The organism is Salinimonas iocasae (assembly GCF_006228385.1).
GTDB lineage: Bacteria > Pseudomonadota > Gammaproteobacteria > Enterobacterales > Alteromonadaceae > Alteromonas > Alteromonas iocasae.
Window position 1 is genome coordinate 3,007,550 of sequence record NZ_CP039852.1, and the last position, 22,777, is coordinate 3,030,326.

Annotated in this window: 24 protein-coding genes and 1 tRNA gene; 9 read left to right on the forward strand and 16 right to left on the reverse strand. The window is 47.0% G+C overall.

Translation table 11 applies throughout. From position 1 onward, the window contains the following. Positions 1-2: 2 nt before the first annotated feature. Both FBQ74_RS13350 and FBQ74_RS13355 read right to left on the reverse strand, forming a co-directional pair. Entirely contained in the window at positions 3-1,136 is a 1,134-nt protein-coding gene (locus FBQ74_RS13350) for a general secretion pathway protein GspB (RefSeq protein WP_139757130.1), read from the reverse strand. Beyond that, positions 1,129-2,040: an ExeA family protein gene (locus tag FBQ74_RS13355; RefSeq protein ID WP_139757131.1), complete on the reverse strand. Its 912-nt coding sequence runs from the start codon at positions 2,038-2,040 to the stop codon at positions 1,129-1,131. Before FBQ74_RS13355 ends, FBQ74_RS13350 begins: the two co-directional genes overlap by 8 nt. Positions 2,041-2,176: 136 nt before the next feature. Here FBQ74_RS13355 and FBQ74_RS13360 point away from each other — a divergent pair, with 136 nt between their 5' ends. From FBQ74_RS13360 to hemW, 4 genes are all read left to right on the forward strand, one after another. Further along, positions 2,177-3,274 carry a CCA tRNA nucleotidyltransferase gene (locus FBQ74_RS13360; protein ID WP_139757132.1) on the forward strand — a complete coding sequence of 366 codons (1,098 nt, stop codon included), beginning with the start codon at positions 2,177-2,179 and terminating at the stop codon, positions 3,272-3,274. A gap of 71 nt (positions 3,275-3,345) precedes the next feature. Continuing rightward, complete coding sequence (srmB, locus tag FBQ74_RS13365; protein ID WP_139757133.1) at positions 3,346-4,560, forward strand: ATP-dependent RNA helicase SrmB; 1,215 nt, start codon at positions 3,346-3,348, stop codon at positions 4,558-4,560. 13 nt (positions 4,561-4,573) lie between these two features. After that, positions 4,574-5,176, forward strand: a complete 603-nt coding sequence (rdgB, locus tag FBQ74_RS13370) for an RdgB/HAM1 family non-canonical purine NTP pyrophosphatase (protein WP_139757134.1) — start codon at positions 4,574-4,576, stop codon at positions 5,174-5,176. Then, positions 5,169-6,308: a radical SAM family heme chaperone HemW gene (hemW, locus tag FBQ74_RS13375; RefSeq protein WP_139757135.1), complete on the forward strand. Its 1,140-nt coding sequence runs from the start codon at positions 5,169-5,171 to the stop codon at positions 6,306-6,308. Before rdgB ends, hemW begins: the two co-directional genes overlap by 8 nt. Here the strand turns inward: hemW and FBQ74_RS13380 are convergent. From FBQ74_RS13380 to FBQ74_RS13430, 11 genes are all read right to left on the reverse strand, one after another. Continuing rightward, the gene (locus FBQ74_RS13380) at positions 6,305-7,114 is read right to left on the reverse strand and encodes a DUF2884 family protein (RefSeq protein WP_232371925.1); all 810 of its coding nucleotides are present in this window, start codon (positions 7,112-7,114) and stop codon (positions 6,305-6,307) included. The two genes, hemW and FBQ74_RS13380, sit on opposite strands and share 4 nt — an antisense overlap. Positions 7,115-7,226: 112 nt before the next feature. Beyond that, positions 7,227-7,736 (reverse strand): Lcl C-terminal domain-containing protein, encoded by a 510-nt coding sequence (locus FBQ74_RS13385; protein ID WP_139757136.1) that lies wholly within the window; start codon positions 7,734-7,736, stop codon positions 7,227-7,229. Next, a complete protein-coding gene (locus tag FBQ74_RS13390) occupies positions 7,736-9,463 on the reverse strand; it encodes an Lcl C-terminal domain-containing protein (protein WP_139757137.1) in 1,728 nt (575 codons plus the stop codon). Before FBQ74_RS13390 ends, FBQ74_RS13385 begins: the two co-directional genes overlap by 1 nt. A 29-nt stretch (positions 9,464-9,492) precedes the next feature. After that, positions 9,493-9,984, reverse strand: a complete 492-nt coding sequence (locus FBQ74_RS13395; protein ID WP_139757138.1) for a PAS domain-containing protein — start codon at positions 9,982-9,984, stop codon at positions 9,493-9,495. Further along, on the reverse strand, positions 9,984-10,979 hold the full coding sequence (locus FBQ74_RS13400; RefSeq protein ID WP_139757139.1) for a response regulator: 996 nt from the start codon (positions 10,977-10,979) through the stop codon (positions 9,984-9,986). Before FBQ74_RS13400 ends, FBQ74_RS13395 begins: the two co-directional genes overlap by 1 nt. A gap of 141 nt (positions 10,980-11,120) precedes the next feature. Further along, positions 11,121-11,855 (reverse strand): LrgB family protein, encoded by a 735-nt coding sequence (locus tag FBQ74_RS13405; protein WP_139757140.1) that lies wholly within the window; start codon positions 11,853-11,855, stop codon positions 11,121-11,123. Then, the gene (locus FBQ74_RS13410; protein WP_168190671.1) at positions 11,848-12,237 is read right to left on the reverse strand and encodes a CidA/LrgA family protein; all 390 of its coding nucleotides are present in this window, start codon (positions 12,235-12,237) and stop codon (positions 11,848-11,850) included. Before FBQ74_RS13410 ends, FBQ74_RS13405 begins: the two co-directional genes overlap by 8 nt. Positions 12,238-12,314: 77 nt before the next feature. After that, positions 12,315-13,205 (reverse strand): LytR/AlgR family response regulator transcription factor, encoded by an 891-nt coding sequence (locus FBQ74_RS13415; RefSeq protein ID WP_139757142.1) that lies wholly within the window; start codon positions 13,203-13,205, stop codon positions 12,315-12,317. Between the two features lie 2 nt (positions 13,206-13,207). Further along, on the reverse strand, positions 13,208-13,540 hold the full coding sequence (locus FBQ74_RS13420; protein ID WP_139757143.1) for a DUF3718 domain-containing protein: 333 nt from the start codon (positions 13,538-13,540) through the stop codon (positions 13,208-13,210). Positions 13,541-13,849: 309 nt separating this feature from the next. Then, positions 13,850-14,179 carry a hypothetical protein gene (locus FBQ74_RS13425; RefSeq protein WP_139757144.1) on the reverse strand — a complete coding sequence of 110 codons (330 nt, stop codon included), beginning with the start codon at positions 14,177-14,179 and terminating at the stop codon, positions 13,850-13,852. 103 nt (positions 14,180-14,282) lie between these two features. Continuing rightward, a complete protein-coding gene (locus FBQ74_RS13430) occupies positions 14,283-15,104 on the reverse strand; it encodes an MbnP family protein (RefSeq protein ID WP_139757145.1) in 822 nt (273 codons plus the stop codon). 254 nt (positions 15,105-15,358) lie between these two features. Between FBQ74_RS13430 and FBQ74_RS13435 the strand changes: the two genes are divergently transcribed. The 3 genes from FBQ74_RS13435 (at position 15,359) to FBQ74_RS13445 (ending at position 18,756) form a co-directional block, all read left to right on the forward strand. Further along, positions 15,359-15,435 (forward strand) — tRNA-Ile (locus FBQ74_RS13435). 467 nt (positions 15,436-15,902) lie between these two features. Further along, positions 15,903-16,184 carry a hypothetical protein gene (locus FBQ74_RS13440; protein WP_139757146.1) on the forward strand — a complete coding sequence of 94 codons (282 nt, stop codon included), beginning with the start codon at positions 15,903-15,905 and terminating at the stop codon, positions 16,182-16,184. Positions 16,185-16,188: 4 nt separating this feature from the next. Then, entirely contained in the window at positions 16,189-18,756 is a 2,568-nt protein-coding gene (locus FBQ74_RS13445; RefSeq protein WP_139757147.1) for a hypothetical protein, read from the forward strand. Between the two features lie 162 nt (positions 18,757-18,918). Here FBQ74_RS13445 and FBQ74_RS13450 read toward each other — a convergent pair whose 3' ends face one another. From FBQ74_RS13450 to FBQ74_RS13460, 3 genes are all read right to left on the reverse strand, one after another. Continuing rightward, positions 18,919-19,800 carry a site-specific integrase gene (locus tag FBQ74_RS13450; protein ID WP_139757148.1) on the reverse strand — a complete coding sequence of 294 codons (882 nt, stop codon included), beginning with the start codon at positions 19,798-19,800 and terminating at the stop codon, positions 18,919-18,921. After that, positions 19,793-20,011 (reverse strand): hypothetical protein, encoded by a 219-nt coding sequence (locus FBQ74_RS13455; RefSeq protein WP_232091115.1) that lies wholly within the window; start codon positions 20,009-20,011, stop codon positions 19,793-19,795. The genes FBQ74_RS13450 and FBQ74_RS13455 overlap by 8 nt, the downstream gene beginning before the upstream one ends. A 548-nt stretch (positions 20,012-20,559) precedes the next feature. Continuing rightward, on the reverse strand, positions 20,560-20,832 hold the full coding sequence (locus FBQ74_RS13460) for a helix-turn-helix domain-containing protein (protein WP_139757150.1): 273 nt from the start codon (positions 20,830-20,832) through the stop codon (positions 20,560-20,562). A 115-nt stretch (positions 20,833-20,947) separates the two neighbouring features. On the opposite strand from FBQ74_RS13460, the gene FBQ74_RS13465 reads away from it, so the two are divergent. After that, a complete protein-coding gene (locus FBQ74_RS13465) occupies positions 20,948-21,163 on the forward strand; it encodes a hypothetical protein (protein WP_139757151.1) in 216 nt (71 codons plus the stop codon). Between the two features lie 741 nt (positions 21,164-21,904). Further along, complete coding sequence (locus FBQ74_RS13475; protein WP_139757152.1) at positions 21,905-22,717, forward strand: hypothetical protein; 813 nt, start codon at positions 21,905-21,907, stop codon at positions 22,715-22,717. Positions 22,718-22,777 lie beyond the last annotated feature (60 nt).

Genomic DNA, 22,777 nt, shown 5'->3' on the forward strand with positions numbered 1-22,777 from the left:
GCTTACCAGTCGGTAAGCGCTGCCATGGTGAAGCGTTCGTTTTCAAACTCCAGCACCACACGCTGCCCCTCGATGGCGACGATTTGCACTTTATCTGCAATCCAGTCGCCCTCGCCTAACTGATTCCCGTTCACTCTGACCCAGCGATCTGACGGGTTAGATGCGTACATATGCGCACTGAACTTCATGGTGGGCAGACGGGTCAGCATTCTCACCGGAAGCTCGTCTACGCGCTGAATATCCTGGCTCACCGTTACCGGTGCTTCTGCCGGTACCTCACCACTTGCCCCATCACTGTCCAGATCTTCAATCGCTTTATTGAATTTATCCAGCAGTTCCTGAGAAACCTGCCCCTGTGTAGGCACATCAGGCTGGTTCAATACAGTACCTTCATAGTTATCGCCCCCGGTCGTTATTGGCTGTGAGGGGTCAGTGGATGCCTCACTGTTCTGATTATCCGACTGGGTAGTATTAAGCTCGCCGTCAACAGCTGACGCGTTTTGCTCTTGCTGCTCTGAACTATCCTGTTCCGCTGGCTGATTCGCGGTTACCTGTTCATCTTCAGATGTGGTAGCAGGCGTCTCTGACTGTCCTCCGGATTCAGCCGGTGTTTCGTCAGAGGTGTCCGGTGTCTCTTGTGCAGAATTGTTTTGTTTAGAACTGGCAGGGGTTTCGTTCGTTGATACCGTTTCTGATATATTTTGCATTAACCGCGGCCACCAGATATGGCTGGTGCCACCAGCAAAGCCGATAAGCCCGCCTAATAAAGCCAATAGTACATAAGCGCCTACCAGCTTTGATGATCGTCGCCATGCGCCGGGTAAGCTCTGCACGCTTGGCAAAAATAAACTTCGGTTAAATTGCTCTGTCAGGTTTTTATCCACGCCAGAACGCTTGTCATGGTCGCCCCGAAGTAATTGCTGCGTATGAGTACGGTGATTAAGTCGCGCATCAATCTCTACCGTTTGCTCAGGGTCGATCTCAACTTCCTGCACGCCCATCTCAGCCAGACCCTGTACCATTGCCTGACTGGAAACCAGTCCTGACTTTCGGATGTTTACCGGCCCGTTCTGTCTGGTAATACGCGTGATTACCATCCCCGGCCGCAACGCCTCGATTCCTATCAGCTTAGACATACCACCTCCCGGCCAGAAAGCCGAGTACCAGTGACACGATAAGTACTACTGTCATCCAAACTGTTTGCTGGCCCCGCAAACGTTGCGCAATAACATCTTCGCCAAGAATTTGTTCACCGGCAGCCAGTAATACTGATTTTTTAACCACAGCATGCTGTTTGGTAAAAGAGAGCGTCAGCGCTCTGTCGCATAGCAGGTTAATAACGCGGGGAATACCTGCAGTAATGCGATGGACAGTACGAACTGCAGCAGGACTGAAAATGCTGATATCTCCCTGGGCAACATCCAGACGGTGCGCCATGTATGCACTTACTTCAGGGGCTGTCAGGGGGAGCAGATGATAACGCGCGGTAATACGCTGTGCTAACTGCCGCAGCTCATTACGTTTTAATAATTGCTGCAGCTCCGGCTGGCCAATTAAAACCACTTTCAGTAGTTTTTCACGGTTAGTCTCAAGGTTGGTTAATAAACGAAGCTGTTCAAGTACTTCTGGCATCAGGTGCTGCGCCTCGTCAATCAGCAATACGGTATTCATACCCGACTGATGGTTGCGCGCCAGACGACTGAGTATCTGGTCAGTAAAATACTTCAGACTGGCTTTGTCCGGGTCGTAGCTGATTCCCAACTCATCACAGACAGTAGCCAGAAGCTCTATGGCTGATAAAGTAGGGTTTAGAATCATCGCAACCTGCGTATTATCGGGAAGCTGCTGTAATAGCTTGCGCGAAACGGTCGTCTTTCCGGTGCCCACCTCGCCGGTCAGCATAACAAAGCCACCACTTTCACGCAGACCGAAAGTCAGGTGCGCCAGCGCCTCTTTGTGGCGCGGACTCATATAAAGGTAGTCCGGATTCGGCGCTATCGAGAACGGATTATCGTTCAGGCCGAAGTAATTCAGATACATGAAGTTTCTTATTTATAAACGCGATAATCTTTAAACTAACCAGCCCCTTGCGATATGTCAAAATCTTCGCCGTGAAAAGCATTTTTATCTGTATTAAGGCATAATGCAGCCATCATCCAATCAGCTGATATCTGTTATGAAAATATACCTTGTCGGCGGCGCCGTGCGCGACCAGATGCTGAACCGGCCGGTTACCGAGCGCGACTGGGTGGTTACTGGTGCCCGCCCCTCAACGCTACTAAATAAAGGCTATACGCAGGTTGGTAAGGACTTCCCCGTTTTTCTGCATCCAAAAACCAAAGAGGAATATGCGCTGGCGCGTCTGGAACGCAAGTCTGGGCAAGGCTATACCGGGTTTGTCTGTGATGCCGGTCCGACTGTCACCCTCGAAGAAGACTTACTTCGCCGGGATCTGACAATCAATGCCATGGCACAGGATGAAAACGGGCAGATCATCGACCCTTTTGATGGCCAGCGAGATCTTGCGCAAAAGCTACTACGCCACGTGTCCCCGGCGTTTAGTGAAGACCCCTTGCGGGTACTGCGTGTGGCAAGGTTTGCTGCTCGCTATCACTATCTTGGATTTACCGTCGCTGAAGAAACCATGACGCTCATGCGTGAAATGGCACAAAGTGACATGCTAAAAGAGTTAACCGCTGAGCGTGTGTGGCAGGAAACTCGTCGAGCCCTGATGGAGCAGGACCCTGCGGTGTTTTTTACCACCCTGGAGCAGGCTGACGCTTTGAGTGACTGGTTTGCTCCACTGACGCCGTTTGATAAAAATTTTCAGTCCATACTATCGTTGTCCGCTGAGCGAAGCATCGCTTTGCCATGCCGGTTCGGCGCGCTCATGAGCTACCTGACTTATGCGCAGGTAAAAGCGCTCACTACTGCCCTGAAATGCCCGAATGATATCAGCGCACTGGCATTACTGGCCGCAGATTTTGCCGATGCTCTTATCCATACAACTGATGCTGAAGCGTTGCTGAGTGTTTTTAATCAGTGCGATGTATGGCGCAGACCCGAGCGCTTCGCCCTGCTGTTGCGAATATGCGAACTAAAAGCGCTTAATGATCAAATAGACTGGTCATCTGACACCATTCAGCGGCCTCTTGATGCTGCGCAGAATGTGGATGTTCAGCAAATCATCGCGCAGGGATATAAAGGCCCCGAAATAAAAACGGCGTTAAATCAGGCTCGCCTGAAAGTCGTCTCAGAAAAGCTGTCTTTTTAGAATCTGAAGGTTATTGCCACAAAGCGTGTCATGTTACACTATCGCCATTCATGCCTATTGATAACACTTCTATGACATTTCAGGACTTAGAGCTTGATGATACCTTATGTCACGCCGTTGCCGACATGGGGTTTTCAAAACCAACATCAATTCAGTCTCTGGTAATTCCAGAGGCGATGGACAGCCGGGACATTCTGGCCAGCGCGCCCACCGGAACAGGTAAAACTGCTGCGTTTTTGCTTCCTGCCTGTCAGTTTTTGCTCGACTACCCTCGTCAGGAACCGGGGGCCACACGGGTGCTGATTCTAACGCCCACCCGTGAATTAGCCATCCAGGTTTATGAACAGGCCCGTGCGATCACAGCAAAAACCGATTTGGTCTGCGGTGTTATCACCGGTGGTATCAATTATGGTACAGACAAAGAAACGCTGAGCCAGAATCTGGATATTCTGGTTGCGACACCCGGCCGCCTGTTTGAACACATCGAAAAAGAGACGGCTGACTGTCGCGACATTGAATGCCTGATTCTGGATGAAGCGGACCGGATGCTGGATATGGGCTTTGCCAGCATTGTGAATCAAATTGCCGCAGAAGCACGCTGGCGTAAGCAAAACATGCTGTTTTCGGCGACCCTGGCCGGTAAGGGTGTCAGAGAGTTTGCGACTAATATTCTTAACGACCCTGCGGTACTTGAGGCGCAGCCTTCACGTAAGGAAAAAGCCAAAATTCATCAGTGGTATCACCTGGCCGATGACCTGACGCATAAGCAGGCACTGCTATTACACATTCTGCAAAACGATATCAGTAATGCCATCGTATTTGTAAAAACCCGTGACCGTTTACAGGCGCTCAAAGATTTTCTGGCTGCAGAAGGGGTCATGGTTTGCTGGCTGCAGGGAGAAATGCCCCAGGATAAGCGGAATGCGGCCCTGGCACGGTTTAAAAGCGGTGAGGTTCCGGTATTACTGGCTACCGATGTGGCAGCACGTGGTATTGATGTACCTAATGTGTCTCATGTCATCAATTATGATATGCCGCGTAAGGCTGATATCTATGTGCACCGTATTGGTCGCACCGGACGGGCCGGCGCAAAAGGCACTGCAATATCTCTGGTTGAGGCACACGATATTGAGATGGTTGCACGGGTCGGCAGATTTACCGACGAGCCTATGAAGCCACGTGTTATTGACAGTCTGCGCCCGAAGCATAAAACGCCTAAAGCGCCGGTAAAGAAAAAGAAAGTGAAAAAGTCAGCCGCTAAAAAGAAGGCTAAAGGTAAAAAGTAACAGCGAGAATCCTATGTCCTTTCCCGAAAAAATAGTCCTGGCATCAGGCAACAGCGGTAAGGTAAAAGAGTTTGCCAAACTGTTTGCTGAATACGAAGTACAGGTCGTTCCACAAAAAGAGCTTGGCGTGGGCGATGTGCCCGAAACCGGCACGACGTTTGTTGAAAATGCGGTCATCAAGGCGCGACATGCTGCCAGAGAAACCGGCCTGCCAGCCATAGCAGATGATTCGGGGCTGGTGGTTAACGCCCTGGGCGGGGCACCAGGTATTTATTCAGCCCGGTTTGCCGGACAGGATGCGACCGATACGCAAAATGTTGAATTACTGCTGTCTCGCATGCATAACGAAGCTGATCGCAGAGCGCATTTTATGTGCACGCTGGTTTTTATGCGTCACGCTGATGACCCGGTGCCACTAATTAGTCAGGGCCACTGGCATGGTCTTATCACACAGCAGGTCTCCGGTCACGGCGGGTTCGGTTATGACCCGGTGTTTCATGTTCCCTCTCACGAGTGCACTGCTGCTGAGTTAGACAGTAAAACTAAAAACAGCATCAGTCATCGCGGCCAGGCCATGGCGTTTTTAGTTCAGCAAATGAGGCAAACCTTTGCGTAATCCGCCCCTTGGCCTCTATATCCATATTCCATGGTGCGTGCAAAAGTGCCCCTACTGTGATTTTAACTCTCATGGTCTGAAAAACTCATTGCCTGAAACCGAATATGTTGCGCATTTATTGGATGATTTAGCCAACGATGCAAAGCGTATAGGCAGTCGCGAGGTAACAAGCATATTTATTGGCGGAGGAACGCCGAGCCTTTTCAGTGAGGCCGCCATTGCAACATTGCTCAAGGGCGTCAGACAGCGCGTAAATCTGTCACCTGAGGCAGAGATTACTCTGGAGGCGAACCCCGGCACCCTTGAGGCAGATCGCTTTCGAGGGTATGTGCAGGCGGGTGTTAACCGAATTTCAATCGGCATTCAAAGCTTTCAGGCACAGCATTTGTCGGCTCTGGGTCGTATTCATAACAGCGAACAGGCCATGTCTGCGATCTGCCAGGCACACGATGCCGGACTAAACAGTTTCAACGTAGATTTAATGCATGGTTTGCCGGACCAGACGCTGGATAATGCCATGAGCGACCTCACTCAGGCTATTGCTCAGAACCCGGCGCACCTATCCTGGTACCAACTGACTATTGAGCCTAATACGCCATTTTATTCAAAGCCACCGGATCTTCCTGATGACGATACTCTCTGGGATATTCAGACGCATGGTCACGCTTTGCTTAAAGATGCCGGTTATCACCAGTATGAAATTTCTGGCTATTGCCAGCCTGGCTTTGAGTGCCAGCATAATCTGAATTACTGGCGGTTCGGGGATTATCTGGGTATTGGCTGCGGTGCGCATGGTAAAATTACTGACACAGCCTCTAATACGATTTACCGCACTGTGAAAGTGAAGCATCCCAGAGGCTACATGGAACTGGCGCGTCCGTATCTGGACCAGCAAACAACAGTAAATCGTGAGGATTTGGCTTTTGAGTTTTTCATGAACCGTTTCAGGTTGGTAGAGCCATGCCCGAAACAGGCGTTTACCGACTTTACCGGTACAGCGTTAAGCTCGGTTCAGCAAGCGAGTCTTGAGCAGGCTTACGATCAAAAGCTGCTCGATGTCGACAGGGAGCACTGGCAGGTCACCGACAAAGGGCGACGTTATCTCAACAGCCTGCTTTCAGCGTTTGTCTAATCGTCGATATGCCGGTGTTGATGTTCATCGGTGATAATGTCAAAGTTCGCCATTTCTGGCACGTCACGACGAAGTTGCTCTTCAAGCTTATTAAGCGCTTTTAGCTTATTGCAGAACCAGTGGGCTTTGTTGCGCAGTGTCAGCGCTTTAGGCGCCATCTCACCGCCGAGTTGCAGTTCCACAGCTTCCAACTGACGGGATAATCGCGCGACACGTTCACTATCAACATCGGTGTTGTTAGAGTTGATGCCGCTGATGGCTGATAATATGCCGCCGACCGAGGCGGAGATACCGCCCTCAAGTTGCGCTTCAATTTCAGTATCGACAAACTCGTCTACACTTTCCAGCGATCCTGGACCGATAAAATAGTGATCACTGGCATGACGAAACTTCTCTTTTACTCTTTCCTTCACCCGCATCATGGCAGATTGCAGGCGCTCGTAACTGTCATGATCAGTGCCCACCAGCCCCTGATAAACATGGTCGATGGTATCTACCGCCAGATCCACGCCTTCTGTAGCCAGCACAATCATCTGCGGTACCACATAGTGCAGGCCTTCAGCATAGTCCTTAAGCCAGGTGGTATGCTGTTCATCCAGCTCGACCCAGCGCCCGCCCACAAACAACTGCTCCCGATCGTTGATTTGCAGAATTGTTCGGGATTTTTCCATCACCCTTATTTGCTCATCGTTAACCACCAGGCCGTAAGCAAAATCAATATCACAGGTGAATTCGTCTGCGACTGCCTGTGAGCAGCACAGAAAAAAGAGTATACCCGCGTAAACGGTGTTGGAGAGTCTCTGCATTTTCATCATTATTATTTTGAACGGCAGAACTATAAATAAAAAGGCGGGTTGAGTCCAACCTGCGTAATTTCAGGTTGAACTCAATGTGACGTAGTGAGTAATCGTTGTTTAACTACGAGCCGGTGTAGGTGCGCACCAAACGAACATAGACAAAACGGTCTTTTCGTTTCACCGAGTGGCTGGAGTTAAAAAACGCGACCACCCAGGCGCCGTCCGGGTCGCTGACAGAGGGTGTCGATGTCCAGAAATCATCTTGTGGCGTCCCCGGAAAAACCGTTTGGTTAATTGCCGGTCGCACACACTGACGTTCGGTTACGGATGCCAGTTCCTTGATGTTAGGCACGCGCCACCCTTGCTGATCTTTATCGTCCTGCTGTTGCGCTGATTCAAGCGCCTCCTGCCAGGACATCGGCTGAGCATCGCCGGTGCAGGTGGTACCGTCCCAGGTCTGCCCTTGCGCACAGCGCTTCCATACCAGATTCGTTTGCGTGTCGCGCACCTCATCCTGCGCCACTTCGATAAAATCGTCTGTGGGCGTGGTTTCAGAAGCCTGCGACAGGCAAATTTGCGCCAGCGCTGCCGGACTTAACATCATTCCTGCAAGTAATGCGATTGCTTTCATTAGTTTCTCCCCGCCCTGACCAGACGAACCCGGATGGCACGATCCTTTTTAAGGAAATTATCTACGCCAGTAGCAAAATCTATAGCCACTGAATTTTGCGCCGCGTCGTTGGTCACACCGTCCGCGCCCGGGCGAGAGGTCCAGTACCACAGCGGTGCTTCAGTCATACTCCCTGTATTGGGAAAATACATCTCATCCACCATCTGCGCATTATCTTTGCCAAAGTGCAGCAGGCTCATCAACTCCTGGTGCGTAGGCAGGCGCCAGTCGTAGAAACCACACAGGCCTTCACGGTTCACCTCAGCGATAAGCGCGTTGGTGTTACAGTTGGTTATTGAACAGCTGGCTGCAGCCGGATTCAGTGAGCCATTTACGCCGCCATTATTTTCTTCCTGATACCAGCCATAGGTATGCTGGGTATCATGCAGTCCGCCCCGGGTCGTTTTCACTTCCCAGACCAGTCCCGTGGTGTTATCTCTGACACACGACCAGTCTGATGCATTATCGTCCTGCTCATCGCCGTTATCATTAACCTTGGTAAAGTCAAAGCCTGCGTCGCCAGCGCCTGCCTTTTCCAGTAGTCCCTCGCTGGCAACGACATCGGCACCGCGTTGTCCATCCTGACCGGCGAACGCATTCTGCTGAGTCTGCACCACTACATCAGTAGTGGCCTGGGCGGTAACGCCCGTGTCGTTTAACCTAGCCACCGGCATCGGCCGAACTTTAACGTTTATGGTATCGCTGGCAAGATTGCCATTTGCATCCGTGACATTCAGTACAAATGTTACGCTGGTTTCACTGTCTACATCCGGGGCCAGGGCAAAGGTGGACAACGTATCAGGTTCTTTCACCGTCATTCCCGCTAATCCTGAAGATTCCCAGTTAACGGTAAATGGAAAGGCATCGGGTACCGATGAATCAGCTGAGCCTTCAAGTACGATGGGCTCGCCGCTAAAAATGGCCTGATTATATCCAGCGCTCACTGTCGGCGCAGTGTCGGAATCAGCTTTCACCACTATTTGCACTGTTTCTGTATGGGTTGCGCCTTCATGGTCTGTAACGGTAAGACTGAAACCCAGCGTCTGCTCTGAAGAAGCAATCGGCGTAGTGATAGTCAGTTGAGGTTTGTTCAGTGCAAGACCGCCGGTAACATCAACCCCTTCGGTCTGTGTCCATAGCCATTCACTGATAGGATCCTGTGGGTCCTTTGCATCAGCATCCGTACTGTTAGCACCATCAAGGGTAAGAGAAATACCTGCGGCATAGCGATCGTTGTCATCAGCGGCCGGCGTAACGTCAATAACAGCAAGCGGCTCGCTGTTTTCCGGTAGCCCGGTTATCACTAACGTATCAGACCCTGTCGCCCCGCCTTCTCCCGAGACTCTTACGGTAAGAGTATAGGTAGCCTGCTCTTCCAAAACCGGCAACGTAACCGTCGCCTCGCCAGAGGTTTCGTCTTCCTGAGTGATTTCCAGCGACGGGCTGGCCGACCACTGGTAGGAAAGTGTTTCTTCAGAATCCTGCGTTTGAGCACTAACTGTCACCGTGCTTTGTTCCGGTGCCTGAACATCAGCGCCGGCATTAACCAGCAGCTGTGCCGGAGCAGGTGTACTGTCGCTGCTGTCAGAACCGCCTCCACAGGCGCCAAGCATCATACCAAGTGCAGCTGCGCCAATCAGGCGCCGGTACGGGTACGTACCTGGGTTTTGTTTTACAAACCACGTCATAACATCTGTATTCCCGGATAAGCGAGGTATCAGAACATATCCTGCTGTCTTTCCAGCGCCTCACTCTGTGCCACCTGTATGGCTTCAAGCTGCTTTTTACCAGCGGCGATATCGGTCACATCGTAAATCATCATACTGATATTCTCGACACGTCCGTTGGCCGAAACCAGGGGCGACAGCGTGATGTTCTGATACATGTACTGTTCATTACCTGTAATCGGCCGGTAATTGGGAAACTTAAATAAATATGGACGCTGCTCCCACGTCATGAATGCGCGGGTTTTAAGCTCGAAGACCGGTCTGGCTTTCTGCGCAAACCACGATTCGGTGATATCCGGAAACAACGTAAACAGCGTTTTGTCGCGTACATCGCTGGGAAGCATACCACTGTGGCTTTCCATAAAACCGTTCCAGACTTTCACGCGAAATTCCCGATCTAAGACCACAATGCCGACATCAACGGTTTGCAGCATATCCATCATCCAGTGAAAGGCCTGCAGTTCTTCTAAGGATTCAGACATCACATATCCTCCAGCAGGTGGGCGAGTTTGGCGTTCATCGTATCCATTGAGTCTTCAGTGAAAAGCAACATAAGATCGCAACGTACATTGTATCCTTCCAGACCATAACTCAGCTCTATGGCCAGAGTTCTGCGCCATTTCAGACTATTAGCAGAAATAATGTCGGTGATAGCCCGGTGCTGACCCAGCACAATGGGGTGGCCCTGACTGAAATTAATATCCAGCTGCTCCGCCAGCCCGGTTAGGCACGTTCCAATGAGAATACTGGCCGCATCCATCAACAGCTCAAGCTGGATCCTGTCATCCACCTCTCCCTGCACATTTAAAATCCGCGCCACATCCTCGAAGCTTGAGTCGCTGAGAATACACAGCGCCTCGCCGCGGACACCCGGCCCCAAAAAGCCCTGACAGACTGCGCTGACCTCCTCATGACCTTCAATATCAGAAAGCATCATGTGAAGCTCTGAAACCTCAATCAGGTTTACGTTGGGAATAGGCAAATGTACGAACACGTTCATAATGCGCGCGAGGTGGTCCCCTGCCCGCCCCATCGCAATATTGGTAATTTCCTGATAGCAGTCGCGAATAGCAGGATCAAGCGAAGCTTTTTGCGGGTGGGGCTCACCTTCTTCCGTTAAAATGCGGTTATCGATAAGCGTTTTTTTCAGGATGTCCGGGTTGACCGGTTTTTGGATAAAATCTGATGCGCCCATGGCGGTTACCCGTTCGTGAGCTTCTGGCTGTATGTCACCGGAAACAACGATGGTGGTAACAGGAAGTTGTTCGTTACGAATGGCACTTAATGTTTCATAGCCATCCACCTGTGGCATATTAAGATCAAGCAGCAACAGGTTGCCCTTACCCTGCCGTATCAGCGCCAGTGCTTCGCCACCGTGCTTGGCGAAATGAACAGCAATCTGCCAATCCTGCGGTAAACTTTTTGCCACCTGCTTTCGCGCAACCAGAGAGTCGTCACACACTACTACTGAAAACATTTGCGCTTTATCCCTCCCGATATCGTGGCCAGCTGAGATATTGCAAACGCACATTCCCTGCAAGGCCTGCTAAAAACCAACAGTCTTAAACCTTAGCTCTTATCGGCAGGTTGTCTATAGGACATAAGGTTAAAATGCGAATTAACTAAAAACCAGAGGTAAAACAATGGCCGTCATAATGCCGTTCAGACAAAGTCCCAGGCTGGCCATCGCAGCCACGTCTTCTCCCATACTCAGCGCTTTTGCGGTGCCCACAGCATGAGCCACTGATCCAAGCGCTATCCCCTGAGCCTGCCGGTCAGCAACCTGAAATAGCCCAAAGCTAAGTGGCGCGGCGATAGCGCCGGCAATACCGGTGATGATGACAAACACAGCCGCAAGTTCCGGAACGCCACCAATAACACGGCTGGTTTCCATAGCCAGCGGCGTAGTAATTGATTTTGCCAGCATCGTCATCTGAAGTGCCAGCGGTGCATCAACCACAAACAAACATAGCCAGGCAAGTACCGGGGCGATGATACCGCCAACCCCGATAGCCAGCACCAAACGCCAGCCTAGCTCGCGTACCTTTTGCCACTGCGCAAACATCGGCAGGGCCAGCGCCACAGTGGCCGGGCCCAGCAACCAATGCAGTAATCCGGCATGTTGTTGATAATCCTCAATACCGGTTCCGGTTATTACTGATAAAGCCATAACGCCAATGGCTGTAATCACCAGCGGGTGCAAAAGCGGATTGTTTCCCGCTGCCCGGTTTATTTTGATGGCCCCGGCATATATAGCCAGTGTTATCGATAACCACTGCAGTCCCGGTATCGTGGCTGTATTCAAAAGCACCTGCCACAATTCATGCATCACATCTGACACAATATCAATCATGGTGCTGCTCCCTTTTCGATGCAGAAAATATCCGTACCGCCCCCCAGGCCGTTGCCCCCAGGCTCAGCGCCGTACTAATGAAAATAGCTACAGAAATACTTAGCAGGTAAGGCGCAATATCCTGCCACATCAGCATTACCGCACATACCGCCGGAACAAACAGTACGGTCATATGGGAGAGTAACGGCCGGGCCCCGCTGCCCACGCTTGCCGGCGTTCTTTTTAAAAGCAGAAGCGCAAAAAGCAAAATCAATAAACCAACCAACGCACCGGGTAAGGGCAAGCCGGCTGACTGAACAATGACTTCACCGAGGATGTAGAATGCAAAAAGCGTCAACATGCCAAAGCACTGCTTTAGCACATTGAAAAGGAAGGCAGGCATAATGTCCTTGCTACCAGATAGTGATGGTATCATCCTACTGAAGGTGCAATGGCAGTACCAGTCTTAGCGTGGGGATATTACGTATTATATTGCCAGAAACCGGCGAAGTGGCGACGACTTATTTTAAGCCGGGTACCGTCATCAAGCACCACGTAAGCAACCCGGTTGGCGCATTGCTCAACCATTTTGACAAAGTGCCGGTTAACTAGCTCTGAACGGTTCACGCGTTGAAAGGTATCATCTGTCAGCTTGCGGCTAAGATCAGCCAACGTTGTTCTGACCACAAAATTTTCACCCGAAGTATAAATACACATGTAGTCGCCGGCAGCCTGAATCCAGTTAATGTCTTCGCAAGCCAGACTACACCAGGCATTGTCGCTACGAAAACTCACCCGTTTTTTTGCGCGCTGCGATAAACGTGAACGTAGCCATGATGCGATTTCATCCGGGGCAATATTCAGCTTCAGCATCATATTTTCCAGTAAATGTCTGATTCGCTGCCGCTGGATATGTTCCTGCAACCTGACTGATATATCACTAACCACCTGCATAACGTGTTGCTCTCGCAGTGGCAGATGAATAAATGCTGCAGCTCCACATTCAAACGCTTTCAGTGCATCAGCATTGTTGCTCCCCACTACCACCAACTGCAGTCTGGCGCTCGTAAACTGCATAGATAACCTGGTCGCATGCGCTGGTTCACATACACATATTGTGTACTGGTTATCCGGCATAATTTCAGCATCAGAAGTTACATGTTGTACCGCGTGAACATCAGGATGATACGCCAACAAATGTTGAAGCTGAGTAGCTACATTATTGGGCCGTAATAATAAGAAAGCGGAAAGCGTGGTGAGCGCCGGTTGGCTGTCGTCAGCTTGAAGCGGGGTATCATCAGGGTCAGCAGAAGCAATAACCTGTTGGTAAGAAACAAGCTTTTGCTCCCACACTGACAAAGATGTTTTCATGATTAACGAGAAGCCGTTAGGGTACGGTCATATTTTAGTCTGCGGGCAAGCAAATCACCAGTTGCGTCGGCTTTATTCACCTGCGCAAAGGTATGAATGTCCATGCTGTCACAAACCAAACCTTTTTCTACCGCACGATAAGTCAGCCCGCTTTTCTTTATCGCCATGTGCAGCTGAAACGATTTGTTGTCTCTGATTGCGGTACAGATTTTTACCAGGTCTGATTCAAGGTATTTGGGGTAACTGGCATTAGCACTAAATGAAATACCACCTGCAACCACACAAACTGACATTACGGTCGCTGCTGTTCTTGCCCATGATTTTACGTTTTTCATCGCTCTTCTCCAGATAACCCGACACCGCGTCGGGTGTACTGTTAAAGTAGTGAATTATTCGAAGAAGGTTATGCGGGTTTCGTTAAACCGACAGTATTTGAGATTGTGCGACAAAAACAAAAAATTCGGGGATAAACGGTCGGACTGGGGTGCTGTTTATCGCATGAGTGACATACTTTGTAACAGCCTTCGAAACAAGTACATTCGAAAAGACAGGCTCAATACACGGGATGTAAAGGGAGTATGGGGAAGTCAGAAAAAGTCTCAGAAAAGTCGGGAAGTACCAGCGGACTTCCCGGCCCGGATTTATCAGAAGAAGCTGTCCTGATGAATTTTTATAAAGGATGGCGTACCTACTTTGCTGTAGTCTACTTTGTATTCTTTGCCATTCAAGGTTTGAATAAACAACAACGTTTTCTCATCGCCGAATACTTCGCCGGTAGTAATATCTACCAATTCCATATCCATCATCTTCGCATCGCGCTTGTTTTCAGGCACTTTGCCTTCGTATTGTTTCAGACCACGAAAGGTTACTAATACTGGTGGCTTCTCGTCACCATTCATTATAAGCAAGTCGTACTTTCTAACCTTGTGAATTATTGTGTTACGACCGCTTACCAGAAAGGGCTTTTCTGTCATTCTGTTCTCCGCACAAGCTGGCAATCAGGTTAGTTGTATAAAAATCCAAAGATAGCAAAGAAACCATGGCGTTGCACTTATCACTATCATTAAATAATTTATCTTAGTTCTGTTTCAGATACTCCTGATGCGGGGCGTCCCACCTTATCCATTCCCGGCTGGTTAAATTACGCAGTACTTTTGTGCATTCCTGAGAGGAATCCTCACCCAGGTTGCATGACGCTTTCTCTCTTTGCATTGCCCGAAACACGATCTCCCTGAGCGAGGCTGACAGCCGTAAGTCTTCCACATTGGCTTTTATTGGCAGATCAACCGTTACCCGGTTAGGCTTTGCACATGAGGTTGGCGCTTTATCATCAGCAGGCGCATCACACTGACCGCTCGCCAGCATGAATGACCATAGTGAAGACGGGTCTCTAACCTGCTTGAGTTCTATGCGCATGAAAGAATGCCCAACACGCAAAGACTGAAACATGGCGGTATGATTGACAGGCGCCGCTGCATTGTCTTCCAGCAAGTGATTCTCAGTAAATGGCAAGCCGAGCGTAAAACGAATGGACGATGCTCTTTGCAGTAGTTTCTCGTTAGCATCAATCTGAACGGTGACCGGGCTCTTTTGCGTCTTACAGCTATCAGTAAATGTTAATAATGAAACGGTACGGGACTGGTAATCGTTGGGAATAAATGAAAGGGCCTGCCAACGGCCATCAATTTTGACTCTGGGCTCGGACAGATAAAATGCCAGATAGTCGACATCCCATAACTTATTATCAAGCTTAATCTGATGACTGCAATCTTCAGCCGACTGTAAATCTGAAAACCTCACCGGTATGTCCCCCGGTAATTTTGAAGGGCTCAAAAACCCGCAACCAGCAATAATAAGCGTTGTAAGTACAAGCGCGCCGAACCCAACAGAGTGATTCATAAAACCCGTAGCTAAATGATTAATCCTGCCTGGCAGTTTATCTTTAACCCGATGGCTGCGCAAAGCCTTCCCCTTTCGCAAGAGTATACAGATAAAACAAACCTGCTTCCAGGCTGTTACCGATTGATGCTTAAATGAGCAACTGGCCACCCAAACGATAAAAAACCCACCTTGAGCGGGTGACAACCCACAAAAAACTGCTTATACTTCGCGGCACTGGATGGGTGCAATCGTGCGCAGCCAGAATATCCTCAGGCCCCATAGCTCAGTTGGTTAGAGCATCCGACTCATAATCGGCAGGTCCCCTGTTCAAGTCAGGGTGGGGCCACCATTTTTCTTACGTTTCAACGATAGTTACTACTAACCTGATTCGGTTGGTGCTACCTCTGTGCTACTTGCTAGTATAACACCCAGCCTTGGATGAAAACCAAAATACTCTATATTATTTCTTATAGGGCTTGTTTCTAGACAACTGTATTATACCGCTAGGCATTTTTTTGTTGGTAATGTCCACTTCCTTTAATAGATTATTAGTTGGTATAGGTTCAACTTCATCTGACAGTCAGATGCCTACGAAGTACTCTGCCAGATCAAGCGAAACTTAAACGATAGCGGGTGAAAATCCCGAATTAAGTAACTTCACTGTTCTTCCTTTACGCCCTAAAACAAAGAAGATACAAAGAGTTGATATGAGAACCTACGCAAAATCAGTGGTTCTAAATTTAGAGTCGATGATATATTAACTCCTTCTTTAAGAAAAAATCTTCAAGCACATAGTAAAAATTAGAGGAGCTTACATTGAGCGCTACTCATTACAAACACTACATCAAAGGGGTTTTAAGTAACGTTTTTGCTTACACCTTGATTGATTTGCTCTTCACCATTCTGTACGCCGTTATCATAGGTGGGCTGTATTACCTCTATGCAATTTTAATAGGTGAGCAAGCGTTAGTTAATAAAAGCCAAATATTAGGTTTCACTCAAATTTTTATAGGCTTTTATCTTATTGCAATTTCGTTTACTTCAATTAACGCTTACATAAAATTCAAAAAAATCTTTAAAGCCTCAAAAATGGATTAATTTAATGTTTGAACACATCAAACAAGCTCAAGAGAGAGAAATTTCCAAGGATAGCGAAAAAATAATACTCTCGATGAAAAATGACGACTATCTTTCAGCTGCCCATCACATTTCATCATTATTAATAGCAGCACTTGCTTTTATCCTGATTATTATTGGCATGAGTTTTTTAGAAGGCTCGAGACCCAACAACTTTCTGGGATATGGGCTACTGCTAACAGCAGGGATGATAATTATTTTTCATGAATCGAAGAAACGAAAAAGAAGTTATATAAAAAAGTACGCTCACGTAATAGTAAAAACTAGGCTTCTTGCTATGAAGTATTGGTTTGCAGACTATTTAGCTAAATATTTTTGGCTTAGCTTGGCGGTATTATTAGCTACATCTGTGTTAATACTTGAAGCGTCATTGACTGGCGTTGATGGATGGGCATCAGCTGAACTGTATCAAGGGAGAAAATATTCTTCATCAATAACAATGGCAATAACGACGGCTTCTGGTCTTCTAGCGTCTCAGGTAGCCCTATTCAGCTTTATGATGCAACAAGTGCACAGTAAATACTCGGGTGTTGTAGCACAAACAGTCGCCAGTCATAGGTCGTTTAAGTTACTTGCACTATATCCTGTTATCGGTCTATCTACTCCGTTCTTGTTGCATAACTTTGGAGCACCAAAGTCAATTGAGAGCCTGATCCTTCCTGCTATTGGTTTTATGATGCTTGTAGGGCTTTTGCTCACAGTAATGGTAGCGAAAGCGGGTTTAAGTGAAAGCCGCGCTGTTAGATATTTCGGAGTGGCCTCTGCAAAGCGAATTAATACCGTAATGCTACCACCTATAAAAGTAAATTCTCAGGTCTATCAATATTTCTGGAGGTCATTAAATTTTTTAGGATTAGACTTTAGAAACAAAGACCGCTTTCAATTAATTACTCCGCCATCAAAAGGTTATGACGTAGCAATGGAGTCAATTGGTGCTTTGCTTGGCATCGCTAATAAGGCGGCACTGGAAGGGCAGCATGATGTGTTTATTTCTAGTTTAATTTCAATAGAAGCAACCATGGAAGCTTACGCTGCAAAACGAAAATATTATGTTAGTAGCGAGGATGAAGTTTTCACATATCTAAACTACCAATTTTGTGCTCTTGTAGAGTCCACTTCAAAGATTCCTAACCAGTATTTAATCTCTAATTTGACTAGTTCAGTTGGCAATATTGCTAAATTAACTTACAGCATTGGTAATATACCTCGAGAATTAGTTGAAGATGGGCATCCAGGGAACTCCAACAACTTTACAACAGCGCTTTGGATGGGATTATTAGTTCAGTGTTTTGAGCATACTCACACACTGACTAGGAGTACTGCTGCACATGCATCAATTGGAAAAATGTCCGACTTGGCAAAAACCTCAATTATGTTTAATGATTCGGATGCAATCACGCTAACTTATTTACCTTCAATTAAGAAAGTCTATGCCTTATGTATTACACAGTTGAATGACGCTTATCACAAAGAGCTAGCAGGTGCCTGCTTAAGTAAATTAATGGAAAATTTAATGACTCTCAGTGTATTTCGAGACACATTGAGAGGCACCCACCAGGATGCATTCGAAGAGACACTTAATCTTATATGTGATCTATCGAAACTTTACTTAGCAGTCGATTCATCAGGATCGCTAACGTTAAACGACCCTTTGAATATAGCTCTTACTAAAACGTCCGCCGATAAAAATTGTATGCAAGAGATATTTTTTGTAGTTGCAAATAAGGATATCTCTGGAAATTATTCTTACCGTGTGGCGATTTCTGACTTAAGAAAAATAATCGAAAAAATTCATGAAATGGCTACATTTTCGCTAAGACAAAATATCTATACATCATATTATTATTTACACGCGCTATTTGAAGTACTTTATTTGGTTGTAAGAGGCCTTCCCACTAAATTCAATGAGTACGATGAAATGGATCATCAGGAGCAGGCAAACTTTGGTTTTGATGTAGAACTGGTTTCTACAGAGCAAATGTTGATAGAGCTAATTACTGATAAACTACAAGACCTTACCTCTCAATTTTACAAGTCTGAAAGAGTCCCTTCCGAATGGCAGCATTCTGTTTTTTCTTCCCTTGGTATATTAATAATTCGCTTTACTGATAGAGAAGAAGAGTTCATAAAAGACAAAGTCACTGATTTAGTGAACAGCTATTATTTGCTTGTGAAGAATGACATTGATGCAGGAAAAAGAGCTCACTACGATAGTGAAAAATATCTTCAATTAGTTGGAGCCTGGATAAGGCATTTCGATTTGGGCGAAGGCGTCGCCCAAAATATTGAATACTTATTAACCAGCATAACAATTAGCAGAAACCATCGAGGCGGAAGAGAAAAATACGGCCAATATGGGTATCCAGTAATACATCATAATGACTTTTTTCTTTACCCCTTAAGAAATATTAGACACCCCAAAATATTGACAGAAGACGATGTCCGTATATTTTCAACGTTCGGTGACCGATTGATAAATGATGAGATATTAATACCTTTCGCAAGAAATTTGATTGAAAAGAGAATGCGATAGCTGGTAGACGATGAAATCGGAGCGTGTATATTAGATCCGCTAACCGATTTTAGCACTACTTTCGGTTGCTTTTCAGATCAGTCGGGGAAATCAGTAGCAAAATGTAAATGTCGATACGAATTACTATAGGCTTGTTCTGGGAGTATTTATTAACTTTCCCGGCTATATTAGATAAACTTCAGTTATCTCAGGCCGGAAATGCCCCATCTCTTGTGAAACAGTTTCCAGAGCAACAGATCGCCTAAGCCCTGAAGCTATTAATTCACGCATCCGTTCTTGCGCATAGCTATGTCGCAACCCATGCGCGCCTGTAGAGAAGAACAAAGTGCGTTTTGATGCTTTGCTGAAGGAGTCTGACCATCGCTTCCCTGCCCCAATATCATAGCGCTGGAGATAATTAATTTTCCGATCTTTGACGGTTACTGGGTTTTCAAATCTGCGCTGTTCGAGTTGCTCGACAAGGTCATTAGGTAGTAGTACGTGACGAATCAACCCGCCTTTACCCTGCACCGTGTAAAGCTGCCCTTCTCGCCCTGCCCATTTCGAGTTTAAAGCGGGACGTTTGTCAGGGTTTCGCTCTTCAGCTCTGGCAAGCGTCAGAAGCTCATGTGCTCTTAATCCAGCAGCATATGCTATTTGAGTGGAAAGTTGATGTGTGTCAGTTTGATGTTCGGATACTGCTTGAGCCTGCGCCGACGTGTAGGCTCTGGACCTTTTAATTTCTTCCAGCTCTGACTTTACACGATATAAGGTTGTTTTAGGGGGAAGTTTTCCATTCATTTGCATCATTGCCTGAATGGCTTGGCGCTCCATATCAAGAGCTTTCTGCCCTACAGCTTCCGCTCGGTATTCAAGGTAATACCTGGCAACGTCTGGTGTCAGTGACTGAAGCCCGTTTACTTTGTTTTCCTTTGTCCACTTGGCTACAGTCTTAAGAGCTTGTTCGTAATTACGGGCTGTACCATATGACTTGATAATTCTTGCTTTTGTCAGCCCTTTAACGACATTTTCCGCCTGCGTTTCCGCTTTAGCGAACTTAGGCATTTCTGTCCAGCCAACGTTTCACCGTGGTCCAGTTTACTACAACACCTCTACGAACAAGCCAGCGCTGAAGCTCCGCTTTACTTGCGCCCTCTTCATAGAGTTTACGTAAGTGAACACTGTACTTGTCTAGCTTCGACGGCTTATGCCGCTTTCTGGCGATTAGTCGGGTCTCGGCTTTGAGCTGAGACACTTCATGTACTTCATTAAACATTATGTCATTCCTTAGGTTGTAAGATTAACTGGCTGTAATCAGCTCAGCGACACTTAAGCCTATTCGCCCCTGTTTAGCGCATAACGCAAGGCTCGGACCGATCTCGCCTGGGATTTAAAAATCAAAATAGATAGAAACGGCAGCAACTAAGCGCCGAACTTGAACGCCGAAAATGCGGCGCGGCATGACATATATTTAGAAAGACGTGAGGGTGCCTCACTACGTGGAAACGGCAGCTGGAGTGCGCCGACTTTTTTCGTTGCCCGAACGGGCTAGTGATTTAAAGATTACCTACATATAAATCAGGATGCAATCTGCAAATAAATTTCTGCGTGTAAGCGCCAGAACCCAGACGCCCGCTATGTTGAAGGCGACTTTTCGACTTCGACATAGCGGGCGGCGGAGCGCCCGAATAAAAGAGAGGGATATTGCTCATGATGCCTCTGTTTTACGGGTGGGTTCTTAGCGAAATTCACCAGGCAAGCGGGCATAAAAGATGAAAATATAGAAAGCATGAGAAAGCTTATCATTGAGTTCGCTATACTTCGCTATTGTCTGTTTTGATGGAACTCTAATATCGCTTCAGCTAAATCATCTTCAACGCAAAACAGAAATGCAGTGGGCACGTTAAGCACTGCGCTTAAGGCCAACACCGTTTTAAAGTCTGGTGTATGAACACCACGCTCGTACTGGTTCATGCGCGCAGACGCTACAAAATTGTCCATCCCTGCCAGTATCCCTAATTGCTTTTGGGATAGCCCTACCCTTGTTCTTGCCTGTTTTAACCGTATTGGGAACGGCGAACCATCATTTGCTTTCAATTGGTGTACGACATCTGCTATTGAAAACTAAGATTTTCTTAGCTTTAATAGCACCTAGATACTAAGGAATACTTAGCCATCAATTTGGCATGCCAAATTGAGCGTGGAGGTAAAAATGGGATTCGAAGGTTTTTTAGGGATTTTAGCGGTTGTCGCTTTATTCGTCGTAAGTGCCTTTTTAGGCAGTGATGGAACAGACAGCAAAGGAAATGAACAATTGGATAAGCTGGATGATGGTATGGGAAATGTTATCGCTGATGGTGAGCACATGACTCGTGAAGAGGCTGAGGATGCTCAGGCGCGAGGCGAGCTTTACGATACCTATCTATAATAATTAGGCATGCCTAATTTTGAGCGGGCTTTTTTGACTAATGAAAAACAGGCACTAAATCAGTACGAGGCTGACATGACAACATATGAATGGTTTCAGGTTTGGGTATTAATGGTTTTGGCTTTTCGAACTACCCGTCGCTATTACAAACTTAAGCACGATCTTTTTAAAGCCATTGAACAAGGAAAAATGAACTCATGCTCCCTGTAATAGTGAGTAGCCTAATGATTCTTTGCTGTGTCGCATTTTTCGCCTGGCTTTTTCATACTCATACCGATAAAGAGTAGCGTACTTTCTAGGCTAAAAATGAAGATTTCCGATTTGGCATGCCAAATCGCTCTCCTCTTAGATACCATCTCCATAACACAAATTTTTTCTTTTGTCCCAGTAAAACCCTGAATCACTCGCCCTAGCTTTTCGTCCACTCAGTTGGTCATTACGTTGTAGTTTCATCGGTAAGCATTGAACATTACCAGTGAACAGAGGTAACTACTGTGATGAACCGACACTTGAAAACAAAGCCTGACTTCTACTTATTGGAAGAAGTAGCGGTCATACTCCGCTCAAGTAAAAGAACTATATACAATCGCATATACAGAAACCGTGTGTATGGTGAGCAAAACCCAGTCCCCCCCTACATAAAGATGAATGGGAAGTTACTCTTTCCTTCCAAAGATTTTGACAATTGGATAGATAGCCAGAAAACAAGCGGTTAGTTTGCGTATAGGATGTAAATATCTAATGAAGTCCGCAAGCGAACTAATCCGGGAGTTATCTTTTTGCGAAGATGTCCCCAAAAAATATATAGCGTACTACCCGACGGTGCTGATTGATCCGGTACTACTGCCTTTGCACCAAAAGCAAATCGCATCGATAACTTCGGCGAAAAAAGAAAATGCCAGACGCACTTTAAAATTAGAATGCAAGAACGGCATTCCGAGCGGCACATTTGGCCGCATAAGCATTTGTTACTGGCAGACTCAATTCAAAAAGCTTGAAAATACCACAGGAATAGAAAAAGCAATTGAGGGAGAGCTAGGCAAGTCGCAACGACAGGTATTTCTTGATGTTGTAGGCAAAGATCAAAGTGGTTCTCGCCAACTAACCAGTTTCTACTCTAGTTTCCGTTCGGCTCTCGATATGAAGATCTTCAACGATGAGCGGTTCACGGCAGCAGAAATCTCTAACGAGAAGGAAGCCAAACCATTCTTGCTAAAAGATGTCAAAAAATCAATGCCAGTCGATTTCAGAGCCTTTCAACTGCTATACCAGCTCAAATCTCCATTGGGGATCGACCTATACCTATTTTTGAACATGAAAAATTACTCGATGAATCAACAGGGAAGCAAAATAAACAAGTTTATCCTATGGTCCACCCTTGAAGCTGTGCTATTTACTGAACGTTGTCGCTGCAAAAACCTTTACGAATTCAAACAACGTGTCATAAAGGCGTTGGGGCATGTTGTTCATTGCCTTCCTACGAGCTTGATTAAAGTAACGGATACAGGAATAGCGTTTAGAAGTGGATCCACTGCTGTTCAATCTGTAGCCTGATTTTATGGAATAGAATGTATTCGACAAAAATACTAGTGCCACAAAACACATATTGTTGTG